This is a genomic window from Streptomyces sp. NPDC003691 (genome assembly GCF_053981115.1).
Window position 1 is genome coordinate 1 of the sequence record NZ_JBSFNQ010000138.1, and the last position, 12,956, is coordinate 12,956.

Genomic DNA, 12,956 nt, shown 5'->3' on the forward strand with positions numbered 1-12,956 from the left:
CAGGATTCGCTGATACGGCTCCCCCGCCACCACCGGGAACACCGTCCGCAACGACTCATGACGCCCGATCACATCCCGCAACGCGGCGCTCAAGGCGCCGCTGTCGGCCTCTCCGTTCAGTCTGATCGTCGTCGACAGGTTGTAGAGGGCGTTGGGGCCTTCCAACTGGTTGAGGAACCAGAGTCTGCGCTGGGCGAAGGACAGGGGTGTCCGCTCCGGGCGTGCCGACGCCGTCAGTGGCCGTCGGGCCCGCTCGCCGGCTCCCGCGGTGAGCCGGGCGGCGAGTCCGGCGACCGTCGGGGCTTCGAACAGGGTCCGCAGGGAGAGTTCGACGCCGAGGACGGCCCGGATCCGGGAGACCAGGCGGACGGCCAGCAGGGAGTGTCCGCCGAGGTCGAAGAAGCTGTCGTCCATGCCGACCGAGGGCAGTCCGAGAACCTGCTCGAACGCACCGCGGACCAACTCCTCCTGGACCGTGGCGGCGGCCCGTCCGGTCTCCCTCGTGTACTCCGGCGCGGGAAGGGCTCGCCGGTTGAGCTTGCCGTTGACCATCAGGGGCAGTTCGGGCAGCTCCACGATGGCCGCGGGCACCATGTAGGCGGGCAGTCTTCTGCCGACGAAGCCGCGCAGGGCGGCCGTGTCCAGGGTGTCGCGGGGGCGCTCCGCACCGGCCCCGACGACATAGGCGACGAGCCGGCGGTCGCCGGGGAGGTCCTCCCGGACCACGACGGCGACCCGGGCGACATCGGGGTGGGAGACAAGGACCTTCTCGATCTCTCCGGGTTCGATGCGGAAGCCGCGGATCTTGACCTGGTCGTCGGCGCGTCCGGCGAATACGAGCCGGCCGTCGTCGGTCCAGCGGGCCAGGTCGCCGGTGCGGTACATCCGCTCGCCGCCGGGGCCGTAGGGGCAGGCGACGAAGCGTTCGCCGGTGAGTGCGGGCCGGGCGACGTAGCCGCGGGCGACGCCGGATCCGGCGATGTACAGTTCGCCGACCACGCCGACCGGCACGGCGTCGAGCCGGTCGTCGAGTACGTACAGACGGCTGTTGGCGATGGGGCGGCCGAAGGGCACCGGTCCGTCGGCCGCCGGGTCGACCTCGCCGGCCGCGACCAGGACGGTGGCCTCGGTGGGGCCGTAGAGGTTCAGCATCCGGCGGCCGGGTGCCCAGGTTCGGGCCGTGTCCTCGTCGACGGCCTCGGCTCCGACGAGCAGGGTCCCGGTGCCCGCGAGGGCCTCCCGGGCCAGAACTCCGAGCAGGGAGGGGAGCATGAACGCGATGTCGAGGCCGGGCAGCCCGGCGAGTGTGTGCGGCTGTTCCCGGTGACCGGTTCCGGCCATGACGAGGGTCGCTCCGGCGGCAAGGGCGGTGCTGGTCTCCAGTACGGAGGCGTCGAAGCTGAAGGAGGAGAACTGGAGCATGCCCTTGCCGGGGGCCGCGCCGGTGAGGGGGCCGAAGCCGGTGGCCAGATTGGCCAGTGAGCCGTGGGTGACCGCGACGCCCTTGGGGGTGCCGGTGGACCCGGAGGTGTAGATGACGTATGCCAGGGCCGCGGGGTCGACGGCGGCCGGAACGTCGTCCGCGGTCGGCTGCCCGGGGCCGGCCGGGTCGTCGAGCCAGACCACGGGGGTGCCGTCGAGGGCGTCGCCGAGGCTCTCGGCTTCGCCGCGCACGGCGAGGGTCAGCCGTACGCCGCTGTCGGCGAGCATGAAGGCGATACGGTCGGCGGGGAGCCGGGCGTCGATGGGCAGATAGGCCGCCCCGGCCTGCCAGACCGCCATCATCGCGGTGATCATCCGGGCGTCGCGGGGCAGGCAGAGGGCGACGACCGATTCGGCGCCGATACCGAGGGCGCGCAGTCGACCGGCGAGCCGGCCCGCTTCCGTGTCGAGTTCGCGGTAGGTCGTGCGCACGCCGTCGGCGACGACGGCCGCGTTGTCCGGTGAGGCGTCGGCGTGCCGCCGGAAGAGGTCGACGATCGTCGCGTTCCCGGTGGGGCGCGCGGTGTCGTTCCACTGGTCGAGGATCCGGGCGCGTTCGTCGGCACCGAGGACGTCGATACCGGTCAGGGGAGTTTCGGGGCCGGCCGTGAGTGCGGTGACGGCGGCCTCGGTTGCGGTGCGGAGCAGTTGTCCGACGCGGTCGGGGTCGATGGGGCCGACGGCTTGGACGGTGATGCTCATCCCGGCGCCGCCGAGGTCGTTGACCGAGACGGCGAGGGGGTAGTTGGTGCGTTCCCTGGAGTAGACGCTGCGGATGCCGTCGACGGGCCGCTGTTCCTCCTGTGCGGCTGCCTGTCGGGTATCCGGGGCGGCCCCGGTTCCGGCATCCGGTCCGGCTTGCGGCTGCGTGCCGATGTAGCGGTAGTTGAAGAGGGCGGTGAAGAGGGGGACGTCGCCCGGGAGTCCGCTGGCGCGCTGGGCCACGGCGAGCGGGGCGTGCTCGTGTTCGAGGAGTTCCGCCAGTTGGGTCCGCATGCGGCCGACGGCGGTCCGCAGTCCGTCGCGGTCCGTCCGGACCCGGACCGGAAGGGTGTTGATGAACGGTCCGAGCACGCGGTCGGAGCCCTCTCCGGCATTCATACGGCCGAAGAGGACGGTGCCGAAGACGACGTCGTCCCGGCCGGAGAGAGCGGCCAGGACCCTGCCCCACACCACGTGGAGCACGGTGGCGGGGCTGACTCCGAGGTCGCGAGCGGTGTGCCGCAGCCGGGTGACCACGTCGTCGGGTACCGGTGTCACGGCGGTCGCGGTGTCGGAGCCGTCGCCGCGGACGTCGGTGACACCGAGCGGTGCGGTGGTCTCGGTGACATCGCCGAGCAGTCCGGTGAAGAACCGTTCGTGCTCGGCCCTGGGGACCCTCCGGGTCTGGGCGACGAAGTCCCGGAACGGCAGCGGTGGTGCGAGCCGGTCGGCTTCGCCGGAGAGTACGGCGCGCAGTTCGCGCAGGAGGACGTCCATGCCCATGTGGTCCTGGACCATGTGGTGCATCCGTACCACGCCCAGGAACCGGTCCGGTGCCACCTGTGCCGTGTGGAGGTCCATCAGGGGGGCGCGCCGGAGGTCCATGGCGGTTCCGGCGGCGGCCACCAGGGCGTCGACCAGGGTGTCCACCGCAGCCGTGCCCGGTGCGCCGTCGCCCTGGGCCTCGTCCGGGGCGTCCCCGTCGCGGCTGGTGCCGGGGCTGGTGCCGGTGCCGGTATCGAGGCCGGTGTCGGTATCGAGGACGGTGTCGGTATCGAGGACGGTGTCGAGGGTGTGTTCGACTACGGGCAGTTCGGCGCGGCGCCAGACGACCTGGGCGGGTTCGGCGAGTCCCTGCCAGACGACCGCGGTGCGGTAGATGTCGTGGCGGGCGACGACCCGGCGCAGGGCCTCGGTGAAAGAGTCGAGCCGGGTCCGGGAGTCGAACTCGACGGCGCGGAGGGTGACGTAGGCGTCCGCCGTGGTGTCCGCCAGCAGATGGTGGAAGAGCATGCCCTCCTGGAGAGGGGCCAGCGGGTAGACATCGGCGACATTGGGCGCGCCGCCGTCGACGGTCGCGACGATGCGGTCGATCTCGGCCTGGTCGAGATCGATGAGCGGCAGCATGCCGGGGGTGATGTGCGGGGCGTCGGCGGGGATGGCGTTCTCGGGTACGTCCGCGGGGGCGGCCGCGGCGGCGCGGGCGAGCCCGGCGGGCGTGGGCGCTTCGAACAGGGTACGGATGGAGACCGGGACATTGCGGGCGCGCAGCCGCTCGACGACGGAGACCACCAGCAGGGAGTGTCCGCCGAGCCGGAAGAAGTTGTCGTCCACACCGACCGTTTCCAGGCCGAGGACTTCCGCGAAGACGGCGCACAGGATCTCTTCCTGTACGGTCTCCGGGCCACGGCCGCCGCCCGCCGCGGCGGAGTAGTCGGGGACGGGCAGTGCCTTGCGGTCGAGCTTTCCGTTGACCGTCAGGGGCAGTGCGGGCAGGGTGACGACGGCCGCGGGCACCATGTAGTCGGGCAGGTGCCGGGCGACGTGCTCGGTCAGCAGGCCGGGGTCGGGGTCCGGTGCGGTGCCGGGTGTCGTCGTGGTGGTTTCGCCGTCCTCCGCGTGACCGCCGTCGTTTCCGGTCTCGCTGCCGGTGCCGGGGTCGGTGCCGGGACCCGATGCGGCCGGGGCGGCACGTTCGGGGACGACGTAGGCCACCAGCCGCCGGTCGCCCGGGGTGTCCTCGCGGGCGACGACCGCTGCCTGGCGCACGGCGGGGTGGGTGAGGAGAGCGGCCTCGACCTCGCCCGGTTCGATCCGGAAGCCGCGGATCTTGACCTGCTCGTCGGAGCGGCCGAGGAAGAGCAGCCGGCCGTCCGCTGTCCATTTCACCAGGTCGCCGGTGCGGTACATGCGCTCGCCGGGCGGGCCGAAGGGGCAGGCGGTGAAGCGTTCGCCGGTCAGTCCGGGCCGGGCCACATAGCCGCGGGCGACGCCGGATCCGGCGATGTACAGCTCCCCGGGTACACCGGCCGGGACGGGGTTGAGCGCCGTGTCCAGGACATGGACGCGGGTATTGGCGACGGGGGTGCCGATGACCGGTTCGCCGCCGGGGGCCAGGGGCGCCGACATGGACGCGCAGACGGTGATCTCCGTCGGGCCGTAGGCGTTGATCAGCTCGCGGCCGGGCGCCCAGCGGTCGACGAGTGCGCCGTCCATGGCTTCGCCCGCGGACACCAGCGTGGTCACGGAGTCCAGGTCGCCGTCGCCGAGGGCGCCCAGGACGACGGGCGGCAGGGTGGCGTGGGTGACCGCGTGGCGGGCAACGACCTCGGCGAGCCCCTGGCCGGGGACCAGTTCGGCGGCCGGGGCGACGACCAGTGCGGCGCCCGAGCCGAGGGCCATGAGGACTTCCCAGGTCGCCGCGTCGAATCCGGTGGAGGCGAACTGGAGGACGCGGGATCCGGGTCCGGTGGCGAGCCGCTCGCGCTGGGCGGCGGCCAGGTTGACCGCGCCCGCGTGGGTCAGGGCGACACCCTTGGGGGTGCCGGTGGAGCCCGAGGTGTAGATGACGTACGCGAGTCCCGCGGGGTCGACGGTGGTGGCGGGCGGGGTGCCGGGGAGGGCCGCGACGGCGTCCCGGGTGCCGGGTTCGTTCAGGACGATCACCGGGACGGCCCCGAACGCACCGGCCCGGTCGGCGGTGTGCTCGGTGTCCGCGAGCACCAGGTGCGCGCCGCTGTCGGAGATCATGAACGCGATGCGTTCGGCGGGGTGCCGGGAGTCGAGCGGCAGATAGGCGGCGCCGGCCTTCCAGACGCCCAGCAGGGCGGTGACGAGGCCCGCGCCGCGCGGCAGGCAGAGGCCGACGACGGTTTCGGGGCCCGCTCCGGCGCCGATGAGGAGGTGGGCGATCCGGTTCGCCCGCGCGTCCAGTTCGCGGTAGGTGAGTTCGACACCGTCGCCGCGAACCGCCACGGCGTCCGGGGTGGCGGCGGTCTGCCGGTCGAACAGGGCCACCGCGGTGGGTGCGTCGACCGGGGCGGCCGTCGCGTTCCAGGTGTCGAGGAGGAGGTCGCGTTCACCGGCGCCGAGGAGTTCAACGGCCGCCAGGCGTACGCCCGGGTCGGCGGTAACCTGGTCGAGGACCCGCAGCCACCGTCCGGCGAGGGCTTCGACGGTGTCCCGGTCGAAGAGGTCGTCCGATCCGGTGAAGGAGCCGCGCAGTCCGGCGGGCTCGCCGCCGGTGCCGAAGAGTTCGCCGACGACGACGTCGAGGTCGAACTTGACGGGGACGGTCGTGGGCTCGGCCGCGCCGCGCGTGCCGCCGGCCGCCCGGACGTCGGAGAGTTCGAGGCCGGACCGCCGGGTGGTTTGGGCGGTCAGGGAGACCTGGAAGAGCGGGTTGCGGCTGAGGGACCGGGTCGGGGCCAGCTCCTCGACGAGCTTCTCGAACGGCACGTCCTGGTGCTCCAGCGCCCCGAGACCCGTCTCGCGCACCCGTCGCAGCACCTGCCGGAACTCCGGGTCGCCGGAGAGGTCGGTGCGGATGACGAGGGTGTTGACGAAGAAGCCGACCAGATCGTTCATCGCTTCGTCGGTACGGCCCGCGACGACGGTGCCGACTGGGATGTCGGTGCCCGAGCCGAGCCGGGACAGGGTGACCGCGAGTGCGGCCTGGAGGACCATGAACGGGGTGGCGCCCTCGGCGCGGGCGAGGCGCACCACCCGGCCGTGCACATCGGCGGGGATACGCAGGGGGACGCGGTGCCCGCGGTGTCCGGCGACGGCGGGACGGGGCCGGTCGGCGGGCAGGGGCAGTTCCTCGGGGGCGCCGTCGAGCGCCCGCCGCCAGTAGTCGACCTGTACCGACAGCAGGCTCTCCGGGTCGGAGGACTCGCCCAGGACCTGCCGCTGCCAGAGGGTGTAGTCGGCGTACTGGACAGGCAGGGGCGGCCAGTCGGGGGCCTCGCCCCGCCGCCGTGCCTCGTACGCCGTCGATACGTCGCGGGCGAGCGGGCCCATGGACCAGCCGTCACCGGCGATGTGGTGGACGAGCAGGACCAGCAGGTTCTCTGCCGGGGCGAGGTCCTGCTCGCCCGGTCCGCGGTCCGGCTCCGTCCGCCCGTGATCCGGCTCCCCCTGTCGTCCCGGGTCCGGCTCGCCCGGCTGCGGTTCGGTCAGGAACAGCCAGGCCCGGATCGGCACTCCGGACGCCAGGTCGAAGGTGTACCAGGCGGCTTCCTCCGCCGCCGCGGCCAGGTCGTCCGGTGCGACCCGGCGCACCGTCAGCTCCCAGTCGAGCTCCTCCGGCGGCAGGATGTGCTGGTACGGCTCACCGTCCGCGACCCGGAACAGGGTGCGCAGCGACTCGTGGCGCCCGATGACGTCCCGGAGTGCCGCGTTCAGCGCCCCGGTGTCCAGGTCGCCGGTGAGCGTGACCACCAGGGGGAGGTTGTAGGTGGGGCTCGGGCCCTCCAGCTGACCGAGGAACCACAGCCGCCGCTGCGCGAACGACAACGGAATCATCACTGATTCTCCTTACGCATCGGACGTAGGGCCGGTCGAGCCGATTTCCGGTGGCCGAGCCGGGCGGCGAGGGCCGCGGGGGTCGCCGCCTCGAAGAGGGTGCGGATCTTCACTTCCACTCCGAGCACGGCCCGGATGCGGGAGAGGAGTCTGATGGCGAGCAGGGAGTGCCCGCCGAGGTCGAAGAAGCTGTCGTCGACCTGTACCGAGGGCAACTCCAGTACCTCGGCGAAGAGTTCACAGAGGGCCGTCTCCCGTTCGTCCGCCGGTTTGCGCGGGTCCGTCGCGGCCGCTGTCCGGCCGGGGGCGGGGAGGGCGTTGCGGTCGAGCTTCCCGGCCGCGGTCAGCGGCAGTTCGGGGAGGAGGACGACGGCGGAGGGGACCATGTAGTCGGGCAGGAGTCCGGCGAGGTAGCGGCGGAGGCCGTCGTCACCGGTGGTGATGGTGGCGGCCGGGCTCGCCTGGGCGGGGTTCGCCTCGGCGGGGGTGGTGGGGTCCGGTCCGGCGGTGGCGGGGTCGGGTCCGGCAGGTTTCACGGCCGTTCCACCGGTGGCGGGGTCCGGTCCGGCGGGGACGACATAGGCGACCAGCCTCGGGGACCCCGGGGTGTCCTCCCGCGCGATCACCGCGGCGCGGCCAACACCCGGATGGGTCAGCAGTGCCGCCTCGACCTCCCCCGGTTCGATGCGGAAGCCCCGTACCTTGACCTGGTCGTCCGCGCGGCCCACGAACACGAGCCGACCGTCGTGCGTCCACCTCGCCAGGTCCCCGGTGCGGTACATCCGCTCGCCGCCGGGGCCGTACGGGCAGGCCACGAAGCGTTCCGCGGTCGTCCCGGGCCGGCCCACATAGCCCCGGGCGACCTGGGCACCGGCGGCGTACAGTTCGCCGACGACACCGACCGGGGCCGGGGCGAGGGCGTCGTCGAGGACGTACACCCGGGTCCCGTCGAGCGGGGTGCCGATGGGGACCGTACCGGTGCCGGGGCTTCCGGTCAGCTCGGCGGTGGTGATGCCGACCGTGGTCTCCGTGGGCCCGTAATGGTTGTGGATCCGCAGGCCGTCGGCGGTCGCGGTGAGCTGTGCCACCCAGGCGGCGGGGGCGGCCTCGCCGCCCAGGACCAGGGACCGGGCCGGCAGGACGCGTGACGCCTCGGTTCCGGCGGCGAGGGCGGCCAGATGCGAGGGGACCGCCTTCACGGCGTCGATGCGGTGCTCGTCGAGGTAGGCGGCGACCGCTTCGGGGTCGGTGACCGCCGCTTCGTCCAGGATGTGCAGGCGGCCTCCGGTGGCCAGGCTGACGAAGACGACCGTGTTGCCGAGGTCCGTGACCTGGGGTTGCAGCAGCGCGTACCGCGTCTCCGGGGCGGACCAGTCGAGCCGGCCGGAGACGGAGGCCACATAGCGGGCGAGTCCGCCGTGGGTGACGGCGACTCCCTTGGGCACGCCCGTGGAGCCGGAGGTGTAGATCACGTACGCGAGCTCCGCGGGATGCGGTGTGCGGAGCGGCGCGGTGGCGGAGTCTCCGGCCGTTCCGGGGCCGTCGGGGCCGGTAGGGCCGTCGGGACTGCCGGGGCTGTCGGGGCCGTCGGGGCTGTCGGGGCCGTCGGGGCTGTCGGTGAACGGCTCGATGGTGACGCCGTCGAATGCCCCGGCCGGATGGCCGGCGCCGGTTCCGTCCGTCAGGACCAGCCGGGTGCCGCTGTCGGCGAGCATGAAGGCGATACGGTCGGCCGGGAGGCGGGTGTCGACCGGCAGATAGGCCGCCCCCGCCTTCCAGACGGCGAGGATCGCGGCGATGGTCCGTACGCCCCGCGGCAGGCAGAGGCCGACGACGGTCCCCGGTCCGGCCCCGAGGGCGGTCAGCCGGTGGGCGAGGCGGTCGGTCTCCGTGTCGAGCCGCGCGTACGACAGTTCCGTACCGTCGGCGACGACGGCGATGCTGCCGGGCACGGCCGCCGCCCGGTCGCGGATCGCCTCCACGACGGTGCGGACCGGGAGCGGCGCGGTCGTCTTCCCGGCCCAGGTCCCGAGGACCGTGTCACGCTCGTCGTCGCCCATGACGTCCACGCGGCCGACCGGCACCCCGGGCCGGGCCGTGACGGATTCCAGGACGCGCAGGAAGCGTCCGGCCATCCGGCCCGCTGTCGGCGCGTCGAACAGATCGGCCGTGACGGTCACGGTTCCGCGCAGTCCGGCGGGCCGCCCCTGCTCGTCGAAGACCTCCCCGACGGATACGAAGAAGTCGTACCGGCCCGGTGCGGTGGCGGAGTCCTCGGGCCCGAGCCCTCCACCGCCGCCGGTGCGCAGCCCCGGCAGGTCCAGTGCGGTCCGCTCGGTGTTCTGGAGCGTCAGCATAGTCTGGAAGAGCGGGTGCCGTCCCAGTGCCCGGGCGGGCGCGAGTTCCTCGACGAGCTTCTCGAACGGTACGTCCTGGTGCGCGAGGGCGCCCAGGCTCGCGTTCCTGACCCGGCCGAGTACCTGCCGGAAGTCCGGTTCGCCGGAGAGATCGGTGCGGATGACGAGGGTGTTGAGGAAGAACCCGACGAGGTTGTCGAGCGCGTCGTCGGTGCGGCCCGCGACGGGTGAGCCGATGGGGATGTCGTGACCGGCCCCGAGCCGGGACAGGGTCACCGCCAGCGCCGCCTGGAGCACCATGAACGCCGTCACACCCTCGGCCCGCGCCAGCTCCGCCAGCCTCCGGTGGACCGCGGCCGGGACTTCGAGAGGCACCCGATGGGCACGGTGGCCGGCCACCGCGGGGCGCGGCCGGTCGGTGGGCAGCGCCAGCTCCTCCGGCGCCCCGGCGAGGGTCCGCCGCCAGTACTCCACCTGGGCGTTGAGCAGGCTGGCGGGGTCGGTTTCGGCGCCGAGTACGTCCCGCTGCCAGAGGGTGTAGTCGGCGTACTGGACCGGCAGCGGCTCCCAGTCCGGGGCCCGTCCGGCGAGGCGCGCCTCGTAGGCCGCCGACACGTCGCGGGCGAGGGGTGCCATCGACCAGCCGTCGGACGCGATGTGGTGGACGAGGACGACGAGTACGCGTTCGGGGCTGTCGTCACCGCCCATGGTGGTGTCGGCAGTGTCGGTGGGGTCTGTGGTGCCGGTGGCTTCTGTGGTGAACAGCCAGGCGCGGACCGGGATCTCTGCCGACAGGTCGAAGACATGGCCTGAGGCCAGCCGTACCGCCTCGGACAGCTCCCCCGCACCCACCCTGCCGACATCCAGACCCCAGTCCAGCTCCTCCGGATCCAGCACCTGCTGATACGGCTCCCCCTCCACCACCGGGAACACCGTCCGCAACGACTCATGCCGCCCGATCACATCCCGCAACGCCGCATCCAGCGCCACCACATCCACATCACCACGCAAACGCACCGGCACCGGCAAGTTGTACGTCGCACTCGGCCCCTCCAACTGACCCAGGAACCAGAGCCTCCGCTGAGCGAAGGAGAGGGGGATCCGCTCCGGCCGCGCTCCCGCCCGGAGCGCCGTACGCGCCCGGCTCGCGGCATCGCTCAGCTGCGCGGCCAGGCCCGCCGGGGAAGGCGTCTCGAAGAGGGTGCGCAGGGAGAGTTCGACTCCGAGGACGGTACGGATCCGGGAGGCGAGCCGTACGGCGAGGAGCGAGTGACCGCCGAGGTCGAAGAACCCGTCGTCCACACCGACCGACTCCAGGCCGAGGACATCGGCGAAGGCGGCACAGAGCAGCTCCTCCTGGACGGTGGCGGGCGCCCGGCCCTCGCCCGAGGCGTACTCGGGGGCGGGCAGCGCCTTCCGGTCCAGCTTCCCGTTCGACGTCAGCGGGAGTTCCGCGAGGGGCACCACCGCGGCGGGCACCATGTACGAGGGCAGCCAGCGTGCCGCGTACTCGCGCAGTCCGGTCACCGCACCGGCCGCCGGGTCCCCCGTCTCGGCTGCCGTACTGGCCGCCGGGTCCGCGGTGCCGCCCTCCGGGTCGCGGGGGACGACGTAGGCCACCAGGCGCCGGTCGCCGGAGACGTCCTCCCGTACGACCACCGCCGCCCGGGCCACTCCGGGATGCCTCAGCAGGGCGGCTTCGACCTCCCCGGTTTCGATCCGGTAGCCGCGGATCTTCACCTGCTCGTCGACACGGCCGAGGAACACCAGCTCACCGTCGGCGTTCCACTTCACCAGGTCGCCGGTGCGGTACATCCGCTCGCCGCCCGCACCGAACGGGCAGGCGACGAAACGCTGCCCGGTCAGCGCCGGCCGGCCGAGGTATCCGCGGGCCAGTCCCTGGCCCGCGATGTACAGCTCACCGGACACACCCACGGGGACGGGGGCGAGCGCCTCGTCCAGTACGAAGACCCGGGTATTGGCGATCGGCCGGCCGATCGGCGGGACAGCGGTGTTCCAGGCGCCGACCCGGGCCGCGGTCGACCAGACCGTGGTCTCGGTCGGGCCGTACACATTGAGGACTTCGCCCCGCTCACCGGCCGAGCGGACGAGTGCCGCCGCCAGTTCGGCGGGCAGTGCCTCGCCGCCGACCAGCGCGCGCACTCCGGGCAGCTCGACCTCACCGCCCGCCAGCACCGACTGCCACAGGCTGGGTGTGGCCTGGACGACGCTCACCCCGGTCTCCCGCACCAGCCGGACGAGGGCCGCCGGGTCATGGACGAGGTCCTTGCCCGCCAGTACGACGGTGGCACCCCGTACGAGCGGCAGGAAGAGTTCGAGGCCGGCGATGTCGAATCCGACCGTGGTCACCGCCAGCATCCGGTCGCCGGGGCCGACACCGGTCCGGTCGGCCATCCCGGCCAGCAGATTGGTCAGTGCTTCGCGAGGGACGACCACGCCCTTGGGGCGTCCGGTGGAACCGGATGTGAAGATCACATACATCGGATGCGCGCCGGCCCGGCCCGCGGAGCCTGCCGCGGGGGCCGTACGGGCGGCGATCGCCGCGGCGGTGTCCGGATCGTCCAGGACGACGCGTGCTCCGGTGAACGGCACCGTGTCCGCGAGCGCCGTCGTCGTCACCACGGCGACCGGCGCCGCTTCGGTGAGCATGTACGCGAGCCGCTCGGCGGGATAGTCCGTGTCGACGGGCAGGTACGCGGCGCCGGACTTGGCCACGGCGAGGAGAGCCACCAGCAGCTCGGGCGTCCGGGGCAGAGCCACGGCGACGAATCGTTCCGGCCCGGCGCCGAGCTCCGTGAGCCGGTGCGCCAGCCGGTCGGCCCGGGTGTTCAGCTCGCGGTACGTGAGCTGCGCCGGCTCGGCTCCGGCCGCTCCACCCGCGAGGACCGCGGGCATATCGGGCGTGGTCGCCGCCCAGTGCTCGAAGGACTGCACGACGTCCCGGCCGGGCAGGACGACGGCGGTGTCGTTCCACCCGTGGACCAGCAGCTCCCGCTCCGCCGTCTCCAGTACACCCACGGCGTGCAGCGGAACATCGGGAGCGGTGAGCACACTGTCCAGCACACGGGTGAACCGGGCGACGATCCCGGCCACGGTCTCCGGCTCGAACAGATCGGCCGATCCGTTCACCGAACCGCGCAGTCCGGCCGGGCGGCCCCGGTCGTCGAAGTTCTCCGCCAGGGTCACATCCAGATCGAACCGTGCCGCCGACTCGGCCGCCGCGGGTGCTCCGGTCCCGTAGGCCGGTGTACCCGGCCGGGCCGTACTGGTGGCATCAGCTGCGGCTGTGTGCGGGGACGTGTCCGCGGCGGAGAGCCGGAAGGCCGTCCGTTCCGTGTTCTGGAGCGTCAGCATCGTCTGGAAGACCGGGTGCCGGGAGAGCGAACGCTCGGGTGCCAGCTCCTCCACCAGCCGTTCGAACGGGATGTCCTGATGGGCGAAGGCGTCCAGGCCGGCGCGCCGGACCCGGGCCAGTACCTCCCGGAAGTCCGGGTGTACGTCCGCTCGGCGAGCACACCCTCGCGCTCGTTGAGTACCTCGTAGAGGATCATGACGCCCTGGTTGGGCAGTCCGACCTCGTACGCGTCC

General features: G+C 73.1%; 2 protein-coding genes. Both read right to left on the reverse strand.

Features of this window, described 5'->3' with window-relative positions; genetic code table 11:
- Positions 1–6,990, reverse strand: a 6,990-nt coding sequence (locus tag ACWDR0_RS32850; RefSeq protein WP_456355481.1) for an amino acid adenylation domain-containing protein, incomplete at its 3' end; no start/stop codon positions are given.
- Positions 6,990–12,842 carry an amino acid adenylation domain-containing protein gene (locus ACWDR0_RS32855; RefSeq protein ID WP_456355482.1) on the reverse strand — a complete coding sequence of 1,951 codons (5,853 nt, stop codon included), beginning with the start codon at positions 12,840–12,842 and terminating at the stop codon, positions 6,990–6,992. The genes ACWDR0_RS32850 and ACWDR0_RS32855, both read right to left, overlap by 1 nt.
- Between the last annotated feature and the right edge of the window lie 114 nt (positions 12,843–12,956).